Annotated in this window: 20 protein-coding genes; 15 read left to right on the top strand and 5 right to left on the bottom strand. The window is 43.9% G+C overall.

Annotated elements, in window-relative coordinates; genetic code table 11:
• Positions 1–174: 174 nt before the first annotated feature.
• The 3 genes from nfo to ASV53_RS12280 all read left to right on the top strand — a co-directional run bounded on the left by nfo (position 175) and on the right by ASV53_RS12280 (position 2,874).
• Positions 175–1,026, top strand: coding sequence for a deoxyribonuclease IV (gene nfo, locus ASV53_RS12290; RefSeq protein ID WP_094957283.1), 852 nt, complete (start codon positions 175–177; stop codon positions 1,024–1,026).
• Between the two features lie 434 nt (positions 1,027–1,460).
• Positions 1,461–2,141, top strand: a complete 681-nt coding sequence (gene ung, locus ASV53_RS12285) for a uracil-DNA glycosylase (protein ID WP_094957282.1) — start codon at positions 1,461–1,463, stop codon at positions 2,139–2,141.
• 193 nt (positions 2,142–2,334) lie between these two features.
• The gene (locus ASV53_RS12280; protein WP_094957281.1) at positions 2,335–2,874 is read left to right on the top strand and encodes a hemerythrin domain-containing protein; all 540 of its coding nucleotides are present in this window, start codon (positions 2,335–2,337) and stop codon (positions 2,872–2,874) included.
• A gap of 96 nt (positions 2,875–2,970) precedes the next feature.
• Here the strand turns inward: ASV53_RS12280 and ASV53_RS12275 are convergent, their stop codons facing one another.
• Positions 2,971–3,153 (bottom strand): DUF3545 family protein, encoded by a 183-nt coding sequence (locus tag ASV53_RS12275; protein ID WP_094957280.1) that lies wholly within the window; start codon positions 3,151–3,153, stop codon positions 2,971–2,973.
• Positions 3,154–3,885: 732 nt separating this feature from the next.
• Between ASV53_RS12275 and ASV53_RS12270 the strand changes: the two genes are divergently transcribed.
• Positions 3,886–5,331: an alanine/glycine:cation symporter family protein gene (locus ASV53_RS12270; RefSeq protein ID WP_094957279.1), complete on the top strand. Its 1,446-nt coding sequence runs from the start codon at positions 3,886–3,888 to the stop codon at positions 5,329–5,331.
• 140 nt (positions 5,332–5,471) lie between these two features.
• Positions 5,472–6,251, top strand: coding sequence for a peroxide stress protein YaaA (gene yaaA / locus ASV53_RS12265; RefSeq protein WP_094957278.1), 780 nt, complete (start codon positions 5,472–5,474; stop codon positions 6,249–6,251).
• Positions 6,252–6,354: 103 nt separating this feature from the next.
• On the opposite strand, the gene srmB is transcribed toward yaaA, so the two are convergent.
• A complete protein-coding gene (gene srmB, locus ASV53_RS12260) occupies positions 6,355–7,614 on the bottom strand; it encodes an ATP-dependent RNA helicase SrmB (protein ID WP_062691257.1) in 1,260 nt (419 codons plus the stop codon).
• A gap of 153 nt (positions 7,615–7,767) precedes the next feature.
• Positions 7,768–8,484 (bottom strand): tRNA1(Val) (adenine(37)-N6)-methyltransferase, encoded by a 717-nt coding sequence (locus ASV53_RS12255; RefSeq protein WP_094957277.1) that lies wholly within the window; start codon positions 8,482–8,484, stop codon positions 7,768–7,770.
• A gap of 348 nt (positions 8,485–8,832) precedes the next feature.
• Here ASV53_RS12255 and brnQ point away from each other — a divergent pair, with 348 nt between their 5' ends.
• The gene (gene brnQ / locus ASV53_RS12250) at positions 8,833–10,143 is read left to right on the top strand and encodes a branched-chain amino acid transport system II carrier protein (protein WP_094957276.1); all 1,311 of its coding nucleotides are present in this window, start codon (positions 8,833–8,835) and stop codon (positions 10,141–10,143) included.
• Positions 10,144–10,270: 127 nt separating this feature from the next.
• Here the strand turns inward: brnQ and fldB are convergent, their stop codons facing one another.
• Positions 10,271–10,789, bottom strand: a complete 519-nt coding sequence (fldB, locus tag ASV53_RS12245) for a flavodoxin FldB (protein ID WP_094957275.1) — start codon at positions 10,787–10,789, stop codon at positions 10,271–10,273.
• A 240-nt stretch (positions 10,790–11,029) separates the two neighbouring features.
• Here fldB and xerD point away from each other — a divergent pair, with 240 nt between their 5' ends.
• The 8 genes from xerD (at position 11,030) to ASV53_RS12200 (ending at position 21,706) form a co-directional block, all read left to right on the top strand.
• On the top strand, positions 11,030–11,926 hold the full coding sequence (gene xerD / locus ASV53_RS12240) for a site-specific tyrosine recombinase XerD (protein ID WP_094957274.1): 897 nt from the start codon (positions 11,030–11,032) through the stop codon (positions 11,924–11,926).
• A 255-nt stretch (positions 11,927–12,181) separates the two neighbouring features.
• Entirely contained in the window at positions 12,182–12,910 is a 729-nt protein-coding gene (gene dsbC / locus ASV53_RS12235; RefSeq protein WP_062691259.1) for a bifunctional protein-disulfide isomerase/oxidoreductase DsbC, read from the top strand.
• Positions 12,911–13,078: 168 nt separating this feature from the next.
• The gene (recJ, locus tag ASV53_RS12230) at positions 13,079–14,803 is read left to right on the top strand and encodes a single-stranded-DNA-specific exonuclease RecJ (RefSeq protein ID WP_094957273.1); all 1,725 of its coding nucleotides are present in this window, start codon (positions 13,079–13,081) and stop codon (positions 14,801–14,803) included.
• A gap of 294 nt (positions 14,804–15,097) precedes the next feature.
• Positions 15,098–16,196 (top strand): peptide chain release factor 2 gene (gene prfB, locus ASV53_RS12225; RefSeq protein WP_141226242.1). Its coding sequence is split into 2 segments (ribosomal slippage): positions 15,098–15,172 and positions 15,174–16,196, totalling 1,098 coding nucleotides; the frame shifts between segments, so codons are not numbered across the junction.
• 32 nt (positions 16,197–16,228) lie between these two features.
• On the top strand, positions 16,229–17,734 hold the full coding sequence (lysS, locus tag ASV53_RS12220; protein ID WP_062691260.1) for a lysine--tRNA ligase: 1,506 nt from the start codon (positions 16,229–16,231) through the stop codon (positions 17,732–17,734).
• A gap of 243 nt (positions 17,735–17,977) precedes the next feature.
• Positions 17,978–18,391, top strand: coding sequence for a hypothetical protein (locus ASV53_RS12215; RefSeq protein ID WP_062691261.1), 414 nt, complete (start codon positions 17,978–17,980; stop codon positions 18,389–18,391).
• 464 nt (positions 18,392–18,855) lie between these two features.
• Positions 18,856–20,130 carry a dicarboxylate/amino acid:cation symporter gene (locus tag ASV53_RS12205; RefSeq protein ID WP_062691263.1) on the top strand — a complete coding sequence of 425 codons (1,275 nt, stop codon included), beginning with the start codon at positions 18,856–18,858 and terminating at the stop codon, positions 20,128–20,130.
• Between the two features lie 232 nt (positions 20,131–20,362).
• Entirely contained in the window at positions 20,363–21,706 is a 1,344-nt protein-coding gene (locus ASV53_RS12200; protein WP_189337867.1) for a sigma-54-dependent transcriptional regulator, read from the top strand.
• Positions 21,707–21,777: 71 nt separating this feature from the next.
• On the opposite strand, the gene ASV53_RS12195 is transcribed toward ASV53_RS12200, so the two are convergent.
• Positions 21,778–22,239: a PACE efflux transporter gene (locus ASV53_RS12195; RefSeq protein WP_062691265.1), complete on the bottom strand. Its 462-nt coding sequence runs from the start codon at positions 22,237–22,239 to the stop codon at positions 21,778–21,780.
• Positions 22,240–22,374: 135 nt separating this feature from the next.
• Between ASV53_RS12195 and ASV53_RS12190 the strand changes: the two genes are divergently transcribed.
• Complete coding sequence (locus ASV53_RS12190; protein ID WP_094957272.1) at positions 22,375–23,256, top strand: LysR family transcriptional regulator; 882 nt, start codon at positions 22,375–22,377, stop codon at positions 23,254–23,256.
• The last annotated feature ends 114 nt before the right edge of the window (positions 23,257–23,370 follow it).

The raw sequence follows: 23,370 nt of genomic DNA, 5'->3' as shown, positions 1-23,370 counted from the left end.
CTACATTTTTAAGGGGGCTTAATGGCGCAATCCCTTGAAAAATGCACGTATCACCTACCTATTTTGTTGTAATTGCCGTGCAAAAGTAACAGCAATTAAAAAGACAAGAATGGCATTTGTACTTCCGTTAAAATGAAAGTCGAGAAAGTGAATTATCAATAAAAAGGGTCAACAGTGAAGTTAATTGGTGCGCATGTTTCAGCCGCAGGTGGTGTTCAAAATGCACCGCAAAATGCTTCAGCGCTTGGCGCAAATGCATTTGCTTTGTTTACTAAGAATCAACGTCAGTGGGTAGCTAAGCCTTTAGAGCAAGATGTCATTAATAAATTTAAAGCTTGTTGCCAGTTTTTAGGTTTTGGACCTGAGGCTATTTTGCCTCATGATTCGTACCTAATTAATTTGGGGGCGCCTGAAGCCGAAAAGTTAGAAAAGTCGCGCAGCGCTTTTATCGATGAGATGCAACGGTGTCAGCAGCTCGGCTTAACCTTGCTTAACTTTCACCCAGGTAGCCACCTTAAAAAGATCTCTGAGCGTGATTGTTTGGCACTAATTGCGGAATCTATCAACTTAGCGCATGCAGAAGTGCCTGATGTTGTCGCGGTTATTGAGAATACGGCAGGACAAGGCAGTAACCTTGGTTGGCGCTTTGAGCACCTTGCTGAGATCATTGAGCAGGTTGAAGATAAATCTCGGGTTGGGGTGTGTATCGACACCTGTCATACATTTGCTGCAGGCTATGATTTACGTACAGAGGAGGCGACGGAAGCGACGTTTGCTGAATTTGATCACGTAGTGGGCATGCGGTATTTACGCGCAATGCACTTGAATGATTCAAAAGGAAAGCTGAATAGTCACCTTGATCGCCACCATAGCTTAGGTGAAGGGGAGATTGGCTGGGATTGTTTCCGTTTCCTTATGCAAGATTCGCGTTTTGATAATATGCCGTTGGTACTGGAAACGATCAATCCTGACTTATGGCGTCAAGAGATTGAGACTTTACGCAGCTTTATCCCTGCAATACGTTGATATTTTTAGTGCAATAAAAGCAACCTTGTGAAAGTGAGGCACTAATAGTGCGCATCAATGCGTATTATCAGTGCTTTAATACTTATAGAGGGGAAATTGATACAGCATGATTTGCATTTAAGATCTTGATTATAAATAGATACCTGAAATTTATGCCAAGTTGGCACTTATCTTTCATTCGTAGAGGTAACAGGTATATAGCTTCTTATGTCTCGGTGGCTTTTTATTACATCAGCACCAAAGGTGATCTCATGACTCTTATTTATGCACACGCCCTATCTATAGGCTCTGTTACATCACTGCCCCAGGCGTATCGCCCAATCCAAGGCCGTGGTCACTGGCGCACTCCTGTGGTGCCACACAAATGATTCGCTGTCCTTATTATAATGGCTCGGTAAAATACGGGTCATTATTATTGGTTGTAGGACATGCTCATGATTCACACTTTCAACTGGCAAACATTATTTTCGCAAGAAAGCACTAAAGAATACTTTACGCATATTGAAGACTATGTCGCGAATCAGCGTGCGGCAGGTAAGGCCATATTCCCACCTGAAGCTGATGTATTTAATGCGTTTGATTCTACGCCTTTTGATCAAGTGAAAGTTGTCATTTTAGGGCAAGATCCCTACCACGGCCCTCATCAAGCACACGGCCTGAGTTTTTCTGTATTACCTGGAGTCAAAACACCTCCCTCACTCGCGAATATGTATAAAGAATTAGCGACCGACATTGATGGCTTTATTGTCCCTAACCATGGCTATCTACAGCCTTGGGCTCAGCAAGGTGTTTTGTTACTTAATACCGTACTGACGGTTGAGCAGGGTAAGGCCCACTCGCATGCCAAAATTGGTTGGGAAACGTTTACCGATCATGTCATTGAGGCATTGAATTCACAGGCCGAAGGCCTTGTCTTTTTGCTGTGGGGCGCGCACGCACAGAAAAAAGGAAAGCAAATTGATACGACTCGTCACCACGTTTTGACCTCGGCTCACCCGTCACCCCTGTCTGCGTACCGTGGTTTCTTTGGTTGTCAGCATTTCTCCCAGACAAATACCCTGCTGTCGCAGATGAATAAGTCAGAGATTGATTGGCACTTAAAAGATATTGCTTAATATTTATTCATTTTCGGTGGTTTTATTTGTATTGGTGATCAAATAATCAAGATCAAACCACTGCTATCCTTCCTTTTATAGGCTTAACTTATATTGAGATAAATAATATAGCGTTAGCTTGGTAACACTGCTTCAAGGATCAGAGAGTAATGATGCTCGGATGCTATCAAGGAAGGTTAGCTAGGAGGTAAGTATGATGTTAGATAAAATTCACACCGAACATGGTTATATTAACCGCTTATTATGTATTTTGGAGCAAAAGCTTCATGCTATTCAGCAAGGCCAACCTGTCAATTATAGTTTGGTTAAAGACATTGTTGAGTATCTTCATAAGTATGCGGAGTGTTGTCATCATCCGAAAGAAGATGTGATATATCATTATTACCAAGAGAAGTATGCCGATAAAGGGGTGATGGAAAAGCTGGATGTGGAGCATCAAGACTTGTCGCAATTAACTGAAGATTTTGCCGATACCGTTGATATGATTCTGATGGATGCCGTGATCCCACTTGATGTTTTCGCCGATAAATTGAATCAGTTTGTTACTCGCCAACGTGCGCATTTAGAGTTTGAAGAAAAATACGTTTTTCCTTTAATCCGCCGTCACTTTACGACGCAAGATTGGATCGCTGTGGGCGAACGTTACCAAGAGTGCGAATGTGATCCATTATTTGGTGATAACGTATTACCCCGTTATCAGCGTTTACATGAACGGTTAGTTGCCTCTGTTTAATCATCTAATCGTTCGAATTAAACGAATGGGAACCTTTCAATAATGCTGCCAAATTGAAGGCAAGCGCCAATGATTGGCGCTTGTACGTTTGTGCGGTTAATAGTCAAGAAGATCGTCTGAGATGTCTCTCAGCATATCGATACCTTCAAGTTCCTTTTGTAGTCGTTGTTTATCTTTCAAGGCTTCAATTTCACGCCATTTACGTTTAACCGGTTTACCGCGGCTAGCACGAGCGGGACGTTCGATTGCAAGAATGTCGTCGAATGCATAGTTATCCATAATTAGCACCTCTTTCCTTACAGGGATGAAGCAATCTGACCGATACAGATAAACTGCTGACGAAATAGCCAGATTGCCTTCTAGTTAAATAGCACACTGACAAATAAAATAAAATTGATGTATTTCGCAAATGTTATCGTTATATGAAGTTTTTATGTGGCCGACTTCTCAATCGCAATCTGACTGGTGAAAAAACGCGCAAGGTAATCGTTTGCGAAGGGTGCTAAACGTATTGAAATTAATGTTTTTTTGACTGCAGATTTATAGGTGGGATCCGAGTAATACGCGTGTTACAAGCCCAGAAGTACTGGTATGTTATTCACTTTTTCGGTGTCTGCTTTTTATGCGGTGACTACCACTTAAATTCATTGATAATGGCGTGTTGCACATTGTTAAGTAAAATGTTGCAATTGGTCGTTAGTGAAGCTGTTCTCAAATGGTCATAATGGCAGAGTTTTGCAGTGGTGTGCATTTTGCTGCATATTGCGTTGATAGCCTTTTCTTTGGCATGATCACCCGCCATCAGTTGCTTGGTCAGTGATCAACGCATCATAAATCAGCCTTTTTATTTTTTATGAAGTGCTGACAGTACGCTTATTTGTCTACGGTGTTGTACCGCAAACACATAACAACAACTAAGGTTGTGTTAAACAACCACGAATAATTTTACGTATTCTGGTTCACTTTGAACGCAGAATTATTTCTATTTTTATGATTTATAGAGGGGGAAACGTGACAAGTCAGATTAACTTCTTAAACGATCTGTTATGGGGTTCCGTACTTATTTACCTCCTTATTGGGGTAGGTGTCTACTTTACTTACCGTCTTGGGTTTATTCAGTTCCGTCACTTTGGCCATATGTTTAGTGTGATGAAGAACAGCCGTAAGTCAGACAAGTCTGGAATCTCATCATTTCAAGCATTGTGTACTAGCCTTGCAGCCCGTGTTGGTACGGGGAATATGGCTGGTGTTGCTGTTGCCCTGACGTTAGGTGGCCCTGGAGCCATTTTTTGGATGTGGCTAATTGCGATGCTAGGTATGGCAACTGCATTTGCAGAAAGTGCGCTAGCGCAACTGTATAAGACTCGCGATGATGAAGGTAATTATCGTGGTGGCCCGGCCTATTACATGGAAAAAGGTCTGGGTATGCGCTGGATGGGCGTCGTATTCTCCATTTGTTTGATCATTGCTTTCGGCCTCGTTTTTAATTCGGTGCAAGCCAACTCTATTACGCAAGCAATGAATGTCGCCTTTGGTTGGAATCCGATGTATGTCGGTATCGCTTTGGTGATTATGGCTGGTTTCATAATCTTTGGTGGTATGCGAACCATTGCGCGTACCGCAGAGTTACTTGTTCCAACGATGGCCTTGTTTTACTTGTTGATCGCGATGTACATCATGGCGATTAACATTGAAAAGTTACCTGATGTACTGATGTTAATTTTCCGCAGTGCGTTTGGCTTGGAAGAAGCGGCCTCTGGTGCGCTGGGTTACACCATTGCACAAGGGATGATCAATGGCCTTAAGCGTGGACTATTCTCGAACGAAGCAGGTATGGGTTCGGCACCGAATGCCGCGGCTTCTGCGACACCGTATCCACCACATCCTGCATCACAAGGTTATGTGCAAATGCTGGGCGTATTTATGGATACCATTGTCATTTGTTCGTCGACTGTCGCAATTATCTTGATGTCGGGTGAATATGTACCGCACGGTGAGGTGACGGGTATTGAGTTAACGCAGCGTGCACTGAGTTCACAAGTGGGTGATTGGGGCGCTATTTTTATCGCTGTAGCCATTTTCTTTTTTGCTTTTACGTCATTGGTTGCGAATTATTCTTACGCTGAAACAAACCTGATCTTCTTAGAGCATAACCATAAAGCGGGCTTAAATGTATTCCGTGTGGTGGTGTTGGGCATGGTGATGTTTGGCGCGGTAGCGGATCTACCCACTGTATGGGCGATGGCTGATGTATCGATGGGAATGATGGCCATTATCAACCTAGTGGCGATAGTGCTCTTATCGGGCACTGTAGTGAAGCTGGCAACGGATTACAATAAACAGTTAGCGCAAGGGAAAGTCCCCACATTTGATAGTAAAGACTACCCTGAACTGCATGCTCAGCTTGAAGAAGGTATTTGGGATCAGAATAAGGATGATCCCAGCAGCAAGAGATAAGCGGTGCGAATATAGCTTTACTCTATTGCTGTAATTCAAAAAGCCACGCGACATTCGCGTGGCTTTTTTGTATTTAGGTGATACCCTTTTTAGCAAATTATAGAAAGAATAAAACTCAGCTGAAAAGGGAATAAAGCCTTATGTTAATTGTGGTTTCTCCTGCGAAAACGCTCGACTATGAATCGCCTTTAGTGACTCAAACATACACACAGCCGACATTAACGGATCATTCAGCGGCACTGATTAAGGTCTGTCGTGAACTGACGCCAGCTGACATTTCTACACTAATGAAAGTGAGCGATAAAATTGCAGGTTTGAATGTCGCCCGCTTTACTGAATGGCAACCTGAATTTACGCTAGAAAATAGCCGCCAAGCGATTTTAGCGTTTAAAGGTGATGTGTATACCGGCCTTGACGTTGAAACGATGACCGAAGATGATTTCGCTTGGGCGCAAAATCACTTACGCATGTTATCGGGTCTTTATGGTTTATTACGCCCACTTGATTTGATGCAAGCTTACCGCCTAGAAATGGGCACTAAGCTAGCGAATGATCGTGGTACTAACTTGTATCAGTTTTGGGGCAATATCATCACTGAGACCTTGAATTCAGCCTTGATTGAGCAAGGTGATGAGGTGTTAATTAACCTTGCATCTAATGAATACTTTAAAGCGGTTAAGCCTAAATCACTGAAAGCGAAAGTGATCACGCCAGTATTTAAAGACTGCAAAAATGGCACCTATAAAGTAATTAGCTTTTATGCAAAAAAAGCACGCGGCATGATGGCGCGTTACATTATCGATAATCGCGTTGATTCGGTAGAGGCATTAAAGGCGTTTGATGTCGCTGGCTACTACTTTGTTGATGCAGAATCGACCGCAACCGAGTTTGTCTTCAAGCGTGAAGAACAAACTAAATAAGCGTCTGTTTTACGTCGTTTAATGGCAAAATGTGGGTATTAAAAAAGGCAGTGTCATCGACACTGCCTTTTTGCTATTTGGTGCTTTACGTTAAGTAAAAAGCTTATGCGTCTTTTTTAGTCGCAGTATTTTTCTTTTGCTTTTTCAGCGCTTTCTTTTGCTTCGCTGCTTTTAGCTTCTTATCAACTTTTACTTTTTTCTTCTTAACGGTTTTCGACTTTTTGCTTTGTGGGCGTAAGCCTTCAAGGAAGCGCTCAGGCACTTCTTCTTTCATGTAGCGGCTAATACGTTCCATCATGCCTTGGTCGTGCGCTTCTACAAGAGAAATCGCAGTACCTTTCTTACCTGCTCGTGCTGTACGGCCGATGCGGTGTAGGTACACATCTGAAGTGCGAGGTAAGTCGAAGTTAATTACGTGGCTGATGTCGGGTAAATCGATACCACGCGCGGCAACGTCGGTTGCAAGCAATACAGAGACTTCACCGCTGCGGAAACGCTCGATAGCATTAATACGTGATACTTGCGCCATCTCGCCTTGGATCCAGCTGCATTTGATATCCATCGATGCAAGTTGATCACGTAGTTCACCTAAACGCTCACGGGTTTTGATGAATACGATGCTACGCTCTGTTTGGTTTTTTAACAGCTCTTCAAGTATCGCCAGCTTGTGCGGCATGTTGTCACAGCGCAGGTACAGCTGGTGGATCTTCTTACGTTCACGACGAGAAGGCTCTGCATCCACTTCAACAGGTTCGTTCAAAATGGTTTCAGAGAACTCACGTACGCCTTTACCTTCAAGCGTTGCTGAAAACAGCATGCTCTGATTACGCCAGCGACATTCATTATGAATACGGTCAACGATTTTGGTGAAGCCCATGTCTAGCATGCGATCGGCTTCATCAAGAATAAGACATTCGATAGCACGGCAGTCAAAGCGCTCTGACTCAATGTATTCCATTAGACGGCCAGGTGTTGCCACAACAAGATCTTGAGTTTTACCCAGAAGCTCTGCATGGTCGTCGTAAGAAATACCACCAGTAATGGTGAAAATGTTCAGCTGTGTGTGTTTTGCCAGGTTACGTGCTTCTTCAGCTACTTGGATAGCAAGCTCACGTGTCGGTGTTAAAATCAATACGCGTGCAGGCCCAGGTTTCTTGCGTGGGAAGTCCAACAAGTGTTGGATCATCGGAAGAAGAAACGCGGCGGTTTTTCCGGTGCCCGTAGGAGCAGAAGCCAACACATCGCGGCCGTCCAAGGCATGAGGGATAGCCTGCGCCTGAATATCTGTCGGGCGTGAATAACCTATTTCTGCAATTGCTTTTAATAGTTCGCTATCTAACTCTAATTCGGAAAAGTCTCTCACCAGTCATCTCTCCTCGGGAATAAGACCAACGCCAGCCATTACATAATTGTACGAGGTAATGGCAAGAGGCATAAATATAAGGGGCGGCATTATATACCCAAATGGCAGCAAGATGCGAGGTTCCCCGTTACTGCGTTTATATCATGGTATTTATTACATTTTTAAGTAGAAGCTTTGGGTTAATTCGATGAACGCATCAGAGTATTGGCCTTGCTGATGAATATTCAGTTGTTGATGTTCAGTGTCGCACTCGTAAGGTGTCAGTGAAAACAATAAACGGTTAATAGGTTTACGCTCTGTGGTGCGAATTTCACATAGGCGTTGGCAGTATAAACCGTGAGTTTTCGCGGCGGTAATGAACAAGCGCCCTTCGTATTCCGGCAAGATGAAGCTGGCGATGCCATAGGGTGTCAGTAAATGTTTCACACTCTCTATTAGATTATGGTGGCTTAACGTGTCGGTATGGCGTGCCGTTGCTCGTTTATCACAATTGGCTTGCTGGCCAAAATTGAAATAAGGAGGGTTACAAATAATGGTATCTATGCTGTGTGGTGCTTGTTGGTGTTGCCAGTGCTGCAGATCGGCATGATGAATACGCAGGCGATCAGCCCATGGCGATTGCTGAGCATTGTGTGTTGCTGCTTTGACTGCACTGACGTCGATATCAAGTGCGATGATAGGGTTGCGGCTTTCGACACTGCGCTGTGCACTCATCAAGGCTAATAATCCACTCCCAGTGCCAATATCGAGAATCGTGCCATGCGCGAATAAAGGCGCCCATGCACCAAGTAAGACGCCATCAGTGCTAACTGGCATGCCACAGCCTAAGTCATCAACGTGGAATTGTTTGAAAGTAAAGCCGTTTGCCATGTTTCCTCCTGTTTCAAACGTCAGTATATCGGGCTTTCGCTCTATTGATTAGGGAATATTGCGTGGCTTTCTTAGCTTCATATGGAATATTTATCTATTTGAGATCTGTTATATTGTCATTCAATATTGGTTGTTAGTTCTAGTAGCTCTTTTTTATTTGGAGTTATTATCTGCTTTTTGCGGTTGCACCTTGGATATAGTGGTGTTTTACCCTGCAAGGTTGCTTATTGTGCATTTTTTCTTCATTATGCTGACATATTTGTTACAACTCGCTATAAGTGTTTAGTAACAAAATAATAACAATATGCAGACATAAATCATGAACTAGACAAAGAGTGAAGGTGCAGTTTGAAAAAGACACTCAAAGTAACAGACATCCTAGCATTGGGTTTTATGACCTTTGCGTTTTTCTTGGGAGCGGGGAATATCATATTTCCGCCACAGGCAGGTCAATTGGCGGGCGATAACTTACTCCCTGCTATGTTTGGTTTTCTTTCCACCGCAGTCGGTCTTCCACTGATTACGATTATTGCTGTTGCCGTTGCCGGTGGTGGCTGGAAAGGATTAACCCGTGATCTACCCCCTTCGGTAGCGACCCTGATGGCAGTGCTGATTTTTATCATTATTGGTCCAGCTTTTGCAGCACCCCGTACAGGTCTTGTCGCGTATGAAATGGCAGTTAAACCGTTTATTGCAGATGCTGGCCAACTGAGCTTGACGCTGTTTTCGGTCGTGTTCTTTGCAGTAGCTTTACTGTTCGCATGGTCACGCGGCAAACTGATTGACATGATTGGTAAGTTTTTAACACCGGCACTATTTGCTGTGTTAGCGATTCTGGCTATCGCTGTTTTTGTGAACCCTCAGGGTGACATTCTTCCTGCTCAAGGAGATTATGTTGCACAAGCGTTTACAACAGGTTTCCTTGAAGGCTATAACACCATGGATACCTTTGCAGCACTGATGTTCGGTATGCTGATTGTTGATGTTATCCGCAAAAAGGGTGTGACAGACGAGAAAACAACCTGCACCTACTTGGTATATGCTGGTGTGATTGCAGCTGCTGGTCTTGCGTTTGTGTATATCTCGCTGTTTTACTTAGGTGCGACCAGTGCAGGTATTGCTGCTGGTGCTGAAAATGGTGGCGCAATCCTTGGTATTTATGTTCACGCATTGTTTGGTGGAACTGGCCAAGTTATTCTTTCAGCTATCGTTTTACTTGCGTGTCTAACAACAGCTATCGGCCTTATCAGTGCTTGTTCTGATTACTTCAGTTCACTGACTAAACTGTCTTACGAGAAGTGGGCTGTGATTTTAGCGGTAGCGTGTGGGGTGGTTGCTAACGTTGGTCTTAACCAGCTTATCTCACTGTCGATTCCTGTATTGTTTGCACTATACCCTGTTGCTGTTGCTTTAGTGGCACTAACGTTTGTACGTAAATGGTTACCAAACCCACGCGTTGCATACCGTGCGGTGCTATTAGTGTCATTAGTGTTTAGTTTCATTGATGCGGCTAAGTTCATGGGTATTGATGTTTCTGCATTCAACGTATTGCCACTGTTCGATTACGGCATGGCTTGGGTTATCCCTACATTTGCAGCAATGGTGATTACACGTTTTGTTGGTGCGCCAGCACAGCAGCAAGATGCACAAACCGCATAAGCTTATTTTTTGCTGAGATAAATTTGCAGCGATACATTTGCTGCGGCAAAGAAGCCAAATGTGAGTAAAAAAATGGGATGCCTTGGCATCCCATTTTTGTATCTGGTCGTTCAGTGAACAAGGACGTTTACAGCGTTTCAGCGTATTCCGTCATGATTTGTTCGCACCACGTTGTGATTCGCAGGTCGCTCTGTTCAAATTGACTGTCTTCATCTAGAGCTAGGCCAACGAAGAATTGCTCATCTTCAGTTAGGGCTTTCGATGCTTCAAACTCATAGCCTTTGTTTTCCCAATAACCCACGAAATTTGCACCCGTTGGCAATAGCTTATCGTGTAACATGCCCATCGCATCTAGAAACCACTCGGTGTAGCCTTCTTGATCACCTAAGCCAAAGAGTGCAATGGTTTTCCCTGTAAGCTGTAAACCATTGAGCTGTTCCCAAACCGCTTCCCAGTCTTCCTGAAGTTCACCAAAGTCCCAAGTCGAGATCCCTAAAATCAGCATGTCGTATTGGTTCATTTCACTGATGTCAGTTTCTTTGATGTTATGCAGTGTGACCAGCTCAGGTCCGATACAGTCTCGAATTTTTTCGGCTGCCATTTCGGTGTAACAAGTGGTCGAGCCGTAGAATAGGCCTATGTTCATGAGGGATTCTCGTCGGTTGAGGGCGTACCTATCGGTATGGAATAGCGAGAGTGTACCTGTGTTGCTTACAATCCTCTATGGTTTGCTGCGGTTGAGCGAAATAAGAGAGGTGACTTTTTTGCGATAAATAGACTACTATAGCTAAAAATACTGTGTTTATACCCAGTAGATAAATGTTGGGCTGGTATCTAGGACTTATACCTAGGGCTTACACCCACAAACTAAAAGTCCGAGGTTGTCGTGGAAAATGATGAAATCAGTATCGAGCGCTTTCTCGATGCAATGTGGATGGAAAGAGGGTTATCTGAAAACACCTTAATGTCATACCGCAATGACTTATTGAAATTACAGCACTGGCTGACCGATAACGGACTTACGGTTTTGACAGTGTCAGAAGATGATTTGCATAAATATCAGCAATGGTTATTTGATGCCGATTATAAACAAACTTCTCGTGCAAGAATGGCCTCTGCGATCCGTCGTTTATTCCAATACTTGAACCGTGAAAAAATGCGAGTGGATGATCCCAGTGCGATGCTTGTTAGCCCGCGCTTGCCTAAGCGATTACCGAAAGATATTAGTGAAGACGAAGTCGGCGCATTATTGGATGCCCCAGATCCTAACGATCCGCTTGAATTACGTGATAAAGCGATGTTGGAACTGCTTTATGCGACAGGGTTACGGGTAACTGAGTTAGTCAGCTTGACCATGGAAAATGTCAGCTTACGGCAAGGTGTGGTGCGTGTTATTGGTAAGGGTGAAAAAGAACGCCTTGTACCAATGGGCGAAGATGCCATTGATTGGATCGAGCAATTTATTGAGTCTGGGCGTCCGCAATTATTGGGTGAAAAAACCTCTGATGTTGTTTTCCCTAGTCGACGAGCTAAGCAAATGACGCGCCAAACCTTTTGGCATCGGATCAAGCATTACGCTGTGCGAGCTGGGATTGATACCGAAAAGCTGTCACCGCACGTGATGCGTCATGCGTTTGCGACACACTTATTGAATTACGGTGCGGACTTACGGGTCGTACAGATGTTACTTGGCCATAGTGATCTATCGACAACTCAGATCTATACTCATGTTGCGACCGAACGCTTGAAGCAACTGCATCAAACGCATCACCCACGTGCTTGAACATTGCGAATGTGTTCGCAAACTGGAACTATGATCTGTTGCGTATTCATGCGGTTGCTTTATGCTGCCAAGCGAAGAAACAAACCCACTATGTTTTATTGCCAATGTATTTGGTGAAAAGAAAAGAGAAAGCCTGTTAACGAGGAACTTTGAAAGTTTTTTACACTCTTACAGGTCTGTTCTTGTAGTGGGTAGTGATCGCATCACTATTTTCTGCGGACATTCCGCTTTTTAGACGTAAAAGGAAAGAATCGAATGCACTTTTTTGGTCGTACTCTGCTTGCTACTGCTGTCGCTTTGACTGCGTTTTCAGTTTCGGCAAAACCTGATAATGCCGCTATTGAATCGAAGTTGAGTGCATTAGGTCTTGCACCTACATCGATCTCTCCTTCGCCTGTTGCTGGCATGAATGAAGCTATTACCCAACGTGGCATTGTTTATGTGTCGGATAATGGCGAATACTTCATCGCTGGTCACTTATATCAAAATACAGGCGCACAGCCGGTGAACCTCACCGAGCAGAAAATGGCGAAAATTAACAAAGATAAGCTTCAAGGTATGGAAGATGAAATGATTGTCTATCCAGCCAAAGATGAAAAATACGTTGTTACCGTCTTTACTGATACCAGCTGTGGTTACTGCCGTAAATTACACAGTGAAATTCCGGCATACAATGATGCGGGTATCACCATTCGTTACCTTGCATTCCCCCGTGGTGGCGAGCGTTCACGTAACCTAGACGAGATGGGCGCAATTTGGGGTTCAAAAGATCCCGCGCAGGCGATGAACGATGCAAAAAATGGCACTTTCAATACAGAGGGTGTGAAGCCACGTAACGACATCGTGATGAAGCAGTTTGAATTAGGCCAAGCGATGGGCGTGTCTGGTACTCCCGCTTTGATACTGGAAGATGGCACATTGTTACCGGGTTACCAACCCGCACCTATGTTACGTAAAATGCTAGACAGTAAAGCTAAAAGCTAAAAGCTGTGTTAAGTAAGACAATATAATTATCGAGACCCGTCTGGCCAAGCGCTATACGGGTTTTTTGTTATTGGGAATCTGAGGGGATATCGCGATTAGTTGTAGATCGGGCTAAAGAGTGCGGTAGAATAAAAATTCAGCCCTCAATAAGAATCGATAGCCGTCACTATGATTGAAGTTAAACGCCGTCCTGATGCTGATATCTCAGGCTTCTCCTCAGCAACGCCCGCCATCTTGCAACGCATTTATGCTAGCCGTGGTATTCAAAGTGAAGCGGAACTTGAGCGTGGTGCTAAAGGCTTGCTCAGCTATAACCAATTGCACGGTATTGCGCCTGCTGTTGAGTTATTAATTGCAGCCCTGAAAAACAACACACGTATTATTATTGTGGGCGACTTTGATGCTGATGGCGCAACCAGTTCGGCATTGTCGGTATTAGCGCTACGTATGTTGGGTTGTAACAACGTTGATTATTTAGTGCCTAATCGGTTTGATGACGGTTATGGCTTGAGCCCTGAAGTGGTAGAGCAAGCGCACACTAAAGGTGCTCAATTAATCATGACGGTTGATAATGGCGTGTCATCCATTGCTGGTGTGGCAGCTGCCAAAGCAAAAGGCATCGATGTTCTGGTGACTGATCATCACTTACCTGGGCATGAATTACCGCAAGCCGATGCCATTGTTAACCCTAATCTTCATGAATGTGATTTTCCCTCAAAAGCGTTATGTGGGGTTGGCGTTGCTTTTTATCTGATGCTGGCTGTGCGTGCTGAATTGCGTAAAACAGCCTGGTTTGTTGACCAAGGTATAGCAGAACCCAATTTAGCCGAGCTATTAGATTTAGTGGCGCTTGGGACGGTTGCGGATGTGGTGGCGCTAGATGGTAATAACCGCATCTTGGTACACCAAGGACTACAACGTATTCGTGCTGGTAAATGTCGCCCTGGTATCCAAGCTCTGATTGAGGTAGCCAATCGCGATCATTCTCGACTGGTGACCAGCGATTTAGGCTTTGCCTTAGGCCCACGTATCAATGCCGCAGGACGGTTAGATGATATGTCTTTTGGGGTCGAGTTACTGCTGTGTGACAATATTCAAGCGGCGCGTCGAATGGCCTCAGAATTGGATGGGCTAAATCAAACTCGTAAAGAAATAGAGCAGGGCATGAAAGATGAAGCCTTGGCTATTTGTGAACGCCTTAAATTTAACAAGAACGACATGCCTTACGGTTTAGTGTTGTTTCAGCGTGATTGGCATCAGGGTGTGATTGGTATTTTGGCTTCTCGTATTAAAGAGCTGTATCACCGCCCGGTGATCGCCTTTGCGGATGCGGGGAACGGTGAGATTAAAGGGTCGTGCCGCTCTGTTGTTGGCTTACACATGCGTGATGTATTGGATCTAATTGATACCAAAAATCCGGGAATGATCGCGAAATTTGGTGGCCATGCAATGGCGGCAGGATTAACCCTTCCAGAAGATAAACTAGAGGCTTTCAGCCAAGCCTTTGATGAAGCCGTACGTGCAGAACTAGATGAAGACGCATTAAAAGGCGTGTTGCTGACCGACGGTGAACTGAATGCAGGTGAGCTGAACTTACCTACCGCAGAAATTTTGCGTAGTGGTGGTCCATGGGGGCAGCAATTCCCTGAACCTAGCTTTGATGGTCAGTTTCGTTTACTGCATCAGAAGCTGGTGGGCGGCAAGCATTTAAAAATGATGGTTGAACCGTTAAGTGGCGGGGCCGTGATTGATGCGATTGCGTTCAATGTGGATTTGCGCCGTTGGCCTGATGCATCGGTGCAAATTATCGAGTTAGTTTATCGGTTGGACATCAATGAATTCCGTGGCAACACCAGTGTGCAATTAATGGTGGAACATCTTGATGCGAAGTAAAGTGCCAGCAACTGAACTTTAATCATAAATTTATCATTTATCAGTAAAGGCGAAACTGCATAAAGTTTCGCCTTTTTGTTTTTCTACAGGATAAGGCTGAATAATCACGGTTCTTTGTTTGAATATATTCTCGATAATCAGTCTTATGAGTAGATTTCAAGCGGTCCTGGCCTCGGAATTTGTGAACGGATTCATAAAATAAAATCACACATAACCTTGTTCCAGCTCTGTATATTCTATCTACAATTCGATAGAATCTTTCGGTTATGTCCATTTCGGCTATGAAGAGTGGCAATGTTCGAGATTAATCCTATTAAAAACCGACTTGAGGATGTATCAGCACGTACTGACATTCTTAGGGGGTACCTTTGACTATGATGCTAAAAAAGAGCATCTAGAAGAGGTAAATGCAGAGCTAGAGCAACCAGATGTTTGGAACGAGCCAGAACGAGCTCAAGCGCTAGGTAAAGAGCGCTCTGCGCTAGAAGCAATCGTTGATACTATCGATCAACTAGACCAAGGCGTAGAAGACGTTGAAGGTCTACTTGAATTAGCGATTGAAGAAGACGACCAAGAGACATTTGACGAGATTGAACCTGAGTTGGCAGAGCTTGAAGTTAAGCTAGAAAAACTTGAGTTCCGTCGTATGTTCTCTGGTGATCACGACGAATCTGATTGCTACATCGACCTTCAAGCGGGTTCGGGTGGTACGGAAGCACAAGACTGGACGTCTATGATGCTACGTATGTACCTACGTTGGGCCGATGCAAAAGGCTTTAAGACTGAAATTATTGAAATTTCAGACGGTGATGTCGCGGGTCTGAAGTCAGTAACTGTACGCATCAGTGGTGAGTACGCTTACGGCTGGTTACGTACAGAAACGGGTGTCCACCGTTTAGTGCGTAAGTCACCGTTTGATTCAGGTGGCCGTCGTCATACCTCGTTTGCTTCTGCGTTTATTTACCCAGAAGTGGATGACAACATCGCCATTGATATTAACCCATCTGATCTACGTATCGACGTATACCGTGCATCAGGTGCGGGTGGTCAGCACGTTAACACCACTGAATCAGCAGTACGTATTACACACGTACCAACGAATACTGTGGTGCAGTGTCAGAATGACCGTTCTCAGCACAAGAACAAAGACCAAGCGATGAAACAGTTGAAAGCGAAACTGTTTGAATTGGAAATGCATAAACAAAATGCTGAGAAACAAGCCAGCGAAGACTTAAAGTCTGACATTGGTTGGGGCAGCCAGATCCGTTCATACGTACTGGATGATTCCCGCATTAAAGATTTACGTACAGGGGTAGAAAATCGAAATACCCAAGCTGTACTTGACGGCGATTTAGACCGTTTTATCGAAGCCAGCCTGAAATCAGGTCTCTAACCATATTTGGTTAATAATTAAGGGTTCCCCCCATGACTGATCAATTACAAGATGAAAATAAGCTGATTGCTGAACGTCGTGCGAAGCTAGACATGATTCGCAAAAACTGCAAAGCAAACGGTCACCCCAATGATTTCCGTCGCGACAGCCTATCGGCTGATCTGCAGGCTAAATACGGTGAGCTAAGCAAAGAAGAGCTAGAAGAAGCAAACAACGTTGTTGCAATCGCAGGCCGTATTATGGCTAAACGTGGTCCATTCCTAGCAATTCAAGATGTATCTGGCCGCATTCAAGCATACGCTTCAAAAGACGTTCAAAAAGAACTGAAAGAGAACCTTTCAGGTCTTGATATCGGTGACATCATCGGTGTTAAAGGTGCGCTTCACAAATCAGGTAAAGGCGATCTTTACGTGAACATGGAAGAGTACGAGCTGCTAACAAAAGCACTTCGTCCACTACCAGAGAAGTTCCATGGTTTAACGGACCAAGAAATGCGTTACCGCCAGCGTTACGTTGACCTTATTGTTAACGATGACTCTCGTACCGCGTTTATTATTCGTTCTAAACTAGTAACGGCTATTCGTAATTTCATGGTCTCTAAGCAGTTCATGGAAGTTGAAACACCAATGATGCACGTGATCCCTGGTGGCGCAACGGCTCGTCCTTTCGTTACTCATCACAATGCACTAGATATCGACATGTACCTACGTGTTGCGCCTGAGCTTTACCTTAAGCGTCTAGTTGTTGGTGGTTTTGAGCGTGTATTCGAAATCAACCGTAACTTCCGTAACGAAGGCCTATCGCCACGTCATAACCCAGAATTCACTATGATGGAATTCTACATGGCGTACGCAGATTACAAAGATCTGATGGATCTAACTGAAGAGATGCTATCTTCTGTTGCTAAAGAAGTTCTTGGTTCGTCTGCAATGCCTTACGGTGACGAAATGGTTGAGTTTGGTGGTCAATACGCACGTATGACGATGCTAGATGCTATCAAGCACTACAACCCTGAACACGCAGAAATCCAAGCGCTAACGGAAGAAGGTGTTCAAGATCGTGACCTTATGGTTAAGATTGCGAAATCTGTTCATGTTGATGTGGAAACTTTCTGGACTTGTGGTCAGCTACTTGAAGAAATCTTCGGTGAAACGGCCGAGCCACAACTGATCCAGCCTACATTTATTACAGGTTACCCAGCGGACATTTCTCCACTGGCACGTCGTAGCGATGACAACCCATTCTTCACAGACCGCTTTGAGTTCTTCATCGGTGGCCGTGAAGTTGCAAATGGTTTCTCTGAGCTTAACGATGCAGAAGACCAAGACCAACGCTTCAAAGCGCAGGTTGATGCGAAAGATGCAGGTGATGACGAAGCAATGTTCTACGATGCAGACTACATCACTGCACTAGAGCACGGCCTACCACCAGCGGCTGGTCAAGGTATCGGTATCGACCGTCTAGCAATGCTATTTACGAATACGCATACTATTCGTGACGTAATTCTGTTCCCAGCGATGCGTCCTCAAGCAAACTAATTGTTTGTTTAGTGGCCATTGGCTGACAGTAAGAAACCACCTTTCGAGGTGGTTTTTTTTCGTCTGTCAAACACTGACAAAACCTAATGCCTATAAATGCCATTGCGAGCAAACTTTTGCTATTTCAGTGCGGCATACTAATTTTGAATCTTGTATTATTGTGATGAAATAACCTGAATTGCCTTTTTATCTTTATTTATCAGATAGAAAGGTGTTGATTACGATAGTGAATGGATCTTATACATGAAAAAGTATGCGTTGTGTTTAAGCGCGGTTTTATTAGCTGGTTGCTCGACGGCAAAGTTAACGCCACCACCTTCTGATTTTATTGGTACGGTACCGTCGAACTATGAGCAAGATTTGATCGCCCTGAATGATGTGCCAGCATCCCCTTTTCGCGGTGGTAATATGACGTTTCAATATGATCCAACAAATGCCTTATTAACCGTGGTCGTCCAGCTTCAGAATGCCCGTTGGTCATGGAATTTTGACCCTCGTAGTTTAAAGAAAGATCTGTTTCCTCAAGCATGTGAAAACTATGAAGCGCCTTTGTCTGAAGGAATGGGGTTACGCTATTGGTATGCAGGGAGTGGTGGCTTCACGACAGAAGTTCTTACCCATCAATCTTGTCAAACTTATATCAAGTTAAATAAGTAATTGCTTATTCTTACTGATTGAAATCACTGGTAGCGGGATATATCGTAAAGCGACCAGTACTCGAGCTCTCTCCTCAATAAATGAGGCAAGTTTCATATTTGCCTCATAGCCAAACTTTATTTCTTTTAGTCTTAAATAGTTTTCTTTTATTCCAATAGTGAATTTCAGGTGTGACTGCATTCACACTATGAAACATTTAGCGTGCGCGTCGCTCCCCTCCAAAACACTGGCTAATTCATACAAGTGTTTATTGATAAGTTACCGATTTAGCATGACTTTAGTTTTTTATGCTACCAAAAACTCAGTTTGGCAGTGTTTAAAATTGATGAGTGAATGTATCCAAAATGTAAAATTCATGCTTTTCAGTTCAGTCCATCTATGTAAAATGTCGCTGAACTCACGGGGAACAGTGAGACTAGGTAGTACACAAACTATTAACAAGCATAACCAACTGGAGATGGACGATGAACAAATCGCTATCAGGAAAGATATTCACAGGCCTATTTGCTGGCTTGATTATTGGTACGGCTATCCAGTACCTATTTAGCGGCGTAACCTTAATGGACACTTATGTACTTGGCTTAGCGGAAGGCGCTGGCGGTATGTTTGTTTCATTGATTAAACTGCTTGTAGTTCCACTCGTATATGTGTCGATTGTGTGTGGCATCGTGGAGTTAAAAGACATAACGGCATTTGGTCGACTTGGTGGTAAAACCTTTGGTCTTTACATTATTAATACCATCATCGCGATTACAGCAGCCTTAACGGTTGGTATGATTTTCCAGCCAGGCGCTGATGCGAACTTAGCGGGCACAGTATCGGAAGCGGTTGAACTGACCACTACCGAAACGCCGGATATCTTCTCTTTGATTGTTAACATTGTCCCTAGTAACCCTGTTCAGGCGTTTGCGAGTGGCGACATGTTACAAATCATCTTCATGGCTATTTTGACCGGTCTAGCTATCCAAGCATTGGATAAGCGTGGTGGCCCAGCAATCAAAACCTTCAAAATGGCAAATGAGATCATGATGAAGCTGATTGGCTTGGTAATGAGCCTGGCACCATACGGTGTATTTGCTTTGATGATTCAACTCGGCGCAACACTGGATGCAAACACTTTGATGTCAGTAGCGGGTTATGTTGGCCTTGTCGTTGCCATGCTGGTGTTCTGGATCTTCTTCTTCTACCCAATGATGGTGGGTCTAGCGACGGGTATTAAGCCATCGACTTTCCTACGCCATATTCGTGAGCAAATCTTGTTCTCACTATCAACTGCAAGTTCGAATGCGACTATCCCAGTCACCATGCGTACGCTTACAGATAAAATTGGTGTATCGAAATCAGTAGCAGGATTTGGTGTTCCACTTGGCGCAACAATGAACATGTCTGGTGTTTCTATTTACATTGCGCTTGCGACTATTTTTGTGGCCAATGCTTTTGGTCAACCAATTAATTCAGCAGACTTATTTACACTAGGGTTAACTATTTTACTACTGTCTATTGGTGCTGGTGGTGTTCCTGGTGGCGGTGTTGTGATGGTCGGTGTACTACTTCACCAACTAGGTTTACCACCTGAAGGTCTTGCTATTATCGCCGCTGTTGACCGTATCAACGATATGTTCTGTACCAGCTCTAACGTGGTCGGTGATACAGCCGTTAATACGATTGTCGCGAAAAGTGAGAATGAAATTGGTGTAGAACAAGCGGAAGAAAACGGTGAAACAGTAACCGTTAGCTAAATTACCGCAAACCTCACTCTGAATATAAAAGCGCCTACTGGGCGCTTTTTGCGTATAACCTCTCCGTTTTATATGAAATTGCATCAAGTACAATCTTAACTATAGTAAACATGTTGCATTTATTTAATTGTGCCATATATCATCAACTACATCTTGTCCGATAATTGGCAATATTGTGCTCTCAGCACTTAAGGTTTCGGGTAATAAGCAGTTAAGATATAAGGCGAAAAAAATGGGGAGCGCATTATTCATGAGTTCAGACCCTGGTGCATTAGTGGTCTTTGGTGGCGGGAAAGCAGAGTGGCTTTCCACACTGGAGCAGGCTGGCTGGATGTGTCATCGTTGCTATGATTTGCGTGCGGCGGAAGGTTTATTGATTGATGTAGGCCCATGTATTGGCGTGATCGATCTTAGCCAAGATGACTTTAGTTTGCAGGGTATTGCTGCATTAGTTAATCGTAATAAACAAGTGCGTTGGTTAGCGTTAGTGCGAGATGACCAGTTAAAGTCAGATGCGATTTGCCAATTTATTGTCAACTTTTGCATTGATTATTTCACTGCACCATTACCTATCTCTCAGTTGCAAAAAACTATCGGTCACCAGAGCGGTATGCTGCAATTAGAGCGGAAAATTTGGCCTCAGTTAGGTCAGTTTGGTCACTTGGGGCTACAAGGTGATAGCGATAGCATGAAAAAACTGCGCCATCAGGTGCGGCGTGTCGCTGCAACTGATGTGCCAGTGTTCATTCAAGGTGAAGTAGGGACAGGTAAAGAGTTAGCGGCACAAGCTATTTTCCAAGCATCAAAAAGGGCACGGGCTGGCTTTATTCGTATTGCTTGTCAGCAGCTGACATCATCATGGTTGCTGCAACAAGAGACTGACAGCGATGAGATGAAGTGTATTCTTGCTGCAGCAAAAGACGGTGTATTGTATTTAGATGAGATCGCAGATCTAAGCGATGCGCGCCAGCGAGAGCTACTGCAATTTATCGAAGACGGTGAATTCACCACACAGTGTGGTCGTCTCGTCGGTGGTGATATTCGATTAATATTGGCCACCCGACATGATCCTGAAGAGCTGTTAACGGAAGGCAAGCTGCGTAAAGATTTGTACTATCGACTCAATGTCTTGAATTTGTCTGTGCCTGCATTACGAGAAAGGCAGCAAGATATTGTCGATTTAGCCAATTTCTTCTTGCTGAAATTTGCGCGTCAGTACAACAGTGTCGCTCGTCAGTTTTCAGAAGAAGCCATTCGTATGCTGCAAACCTATTTGTGGCCAGGGAATGTTCGAGAATTATTGACCCAAGTTAAACGAGCTGTGTTACTTGCTGAGCAACCAACGCTTGAAGCCGATCAACTCGACATACCTCGCTTGGTTGATGATAAGCAAAGCTTGAAAAAAATTCGGGAAGAATCGGAACGCAGTGCTTTATTAGCGGTCTTGGAAAATAATAAAGGGCAGATTTCAGCGGCGGCACGTGAGCTCGGTGTATCAAGAGCAACCATGTACCGTTTATTGAATAAACATGATCTGATCACGTCACCGAAAAACTTTCGTCAGAGCACGGCATGATTATCTTGTCTGATAGATACGAAAAAAGCGCATTATGCGCTTTTTTCGTTTTCGTAGACTGAGCCGCCGTTTTAGTGATTGGTAAATTGCGGCTCGTTAGTTGGTGTTTCAATGGCCGCTGATTCATGAATTGGAAATAACTTATCGTACGCCAAGTTATAGCCATAAGCATAAAATAAGAAGAAGATCACCATACCCAGATCTAAGATTAAAGCGTCGTATAACGTCATATTTAACCACCATGCCATAACAGGTAGGGTGATCACTAACAGACACAGCTCAAAAATAATCGCATGAATAATACGAATTTTGGCCGTTTTCACTGTCGTGCCAAAGCGTTTCAGCATGGACTTATCGAACATTAAGTTATAGGCGTAGTTCCACCCTGTCGCAATGATGGAGAACCCTAATCCCATTACACCCATGCGCTTTGGATCTAAACCTACAAGGTGGCTTACCACGAAAGTAATAAGGAGTAAGGCTATCACTTCAAAACCTATGGTGTGGCGAATTCTGTCTAATGTGGTACGCATAGTTTGTTCTCACTATCTGGATTATATCTTAGGTTGCGGCGCTTTTTCACTTTGGTATGGCTAATAATAACGGCTTTAACGGAAGATTAAAGTTAGTTACTATCGTTAAATACGATAGGTTGGAGTGGGCATATAATGCAGTTTTCTTTAGAGCAGTTAGAAGCCTTTGTGGCCTCTGCTGAATCGGGGTCGTTTTCGGCTGGCGCGCGGCGTTTAGGCAAAGCACAGTCAGTTGTCAGTGCTGCGGTTGCTAATTTAGAGGCGGATCTCAACTTAATTTTATTTGATAGAAGTCGCCGCTCACCAACGTTGACGATGCATGGCGATGCTTTATTGATTAAAGCGCGTCATATATTGGAACAGTGCGGTAGCTTTCTAGCAAGTGCAGAAGAGTTTCAAGCTGGGATAGAAACAAAAATTACGCTAGCGGTAGAGTCTATGACCATGACTCAAGCATTGGCCGATCAGCTTAAAGCTTTTGAAGTGCAGTATCCAATGGTTGAACTGGAAATACTGAATGCAGCCGAAGGCGATATTTTAGAGTTACTCAATACTGGGCGTGCGCAGCTAGCATTAATGATCCAGTTGGATGGCTTGGTTGAAGGTTTTAATTTTTATGGCATTGGTCAACTTGAGATGTGTCACCTTGTTGCGCCATCCCACCCGCTGGCCAGTATCTTGGAAATTGACTGGCATCACTTGAAGGAACATCGACAAATCTTATTAAGTGGTCGTTATCGTAAGTTAGCGCATCGTTGGCAACTCTCTGATTCAATGTGGGTCACAGACAGTGCGCTTTCAGCCATGCTGTTGGTGAGTAGTGGCATTGGCTGGACTGTGCTGCCACGCAACATTGTGGGCGATCTGATCCAATCAGGCTTACTCACAGAATTAGTCACTAAGATGGATATTGATGGGTGGCGCCAATCGGTTGATGTGGCTTATTCCAATCAACAAGCGATGGGCCCTGCATCTAAAGTATTGTTATCTTTGTTGAAAGAAATTCAATTACAGTGAGGCTTTTCGTTAGAACAGCCAGGAATAAGATAGAGTGATTGATTTTATTATGCTGCTTTTTTAGGCTTAAGTGATGATTTATTGGTATAAATAATGCTGATACTTACTGTAAGT

Source organism: Photobacterium sanguinicancri (assembly GCF_002265265.1).
Classification (GTDB): domain Bacteria; phylum Pseudomonadota; class Gammaproteobacteria; order Enterobacterales; family Vibrionaceae; genus Photobacterium; species Photobacterium sanguinicancri.
This window is presented reverse-complemented; position numbering and strand designations above follow the sequence as displayed.

Bases quoted from the DNA above. Each gene is read 5' to 3' on its own strand.
- recJ (WP_094957273.1), top strand. From the start codon at position 13,079: ATGATTGAAGTTAAACGCCGTCCTGATGCTGATATCTCAGGCTTCTCC.
- fldB (WP_094957275.1), bottom strand. From the start codon at position 10,789: ATGAACATAGGCCTATTCTACGGCTCGACCACTTGTTACACCGAAATG.
- ASV53_RS12195 (WP_062691265.1), bottom strand. From the start codon at position 22,239: ATGCGTACCACATTAGACAGAATTCGCCACACCATAGGTTTTGAAGTG.
- ASV53_RS12275 (WP_094957280.1), bottom strand. From the start codon at position 3,153: ATGGATAACTATGCATTCGACGACATTCTTGCAATCGAACGTCCCGCT.
- ASV53_RS12190 (WP_094957272.1), top strand. From the start codon at position 22,375: ATGCAGTTTTCTTTAGAGCAGTTAGAAGCCTTTGTGGCCTCTGCTGAA.
- lysS (WP_062691260.1), top strand. From the start codon at position 16,229: ATGACTGATCAATTACAAGATGAAAATAAGCTGATTGCTGAACGTCGT.
- dsbC (WP_062691259.1), top strand. From the start codon at position 12,182: ATGCACTTTTTTGGTCGTACTCTGCTTGCTACTGCTGTCGCTTTGACT.
- ASV53_RS12200 (WP_189337867.1), top strand. From the start codon at position 20,363: ATGGGGAGCGCATTATTCATGAGTTCAGACCCTGGTGCATTAGTGGTC.
- ASV53_RS12255 (WP_094957277.1), bottom strand. From the start codon at position 8,484: ATGGCAAACGGCTTTACTTTCAAACAATTCCACGTTGATGACTTAGGC.
- ung (WP_094957282.1), top strand. From the start codon at position 1,461: ATGATTCACACTTTCAACTGGCAAACATTATTTTCGCAAGAAAGCACT.
- ASV53_RS12280 (WP_094957281.1), top strand. From the start codon at position 2,335: ATGATGTTAGATAAAATTCACACCGAACATGGTTATATTAACCGCTTA.
- ASV53_RS12205 (WP_062691263.1), top strand. From the start codon at position 18,856: ATGAACAAATCGCTATCAGGAAAGATATTCACAGGCCTATTTGCTGGC.
- yaaA (WP_094957278.1), top strand. From the start codon at position 5,472: ATGTTAATTGTGGTTTCTCCTGCGAAAACGCTCGACTATGAATCGCCT.
- ASV53_RS12215 (WP_062691261.1), top strand. From the start codon at position 17,978: ATGAAAAAGTATGCGTTGTGTTTAAGCGCGGTTTTATTAGCTGGTTGC.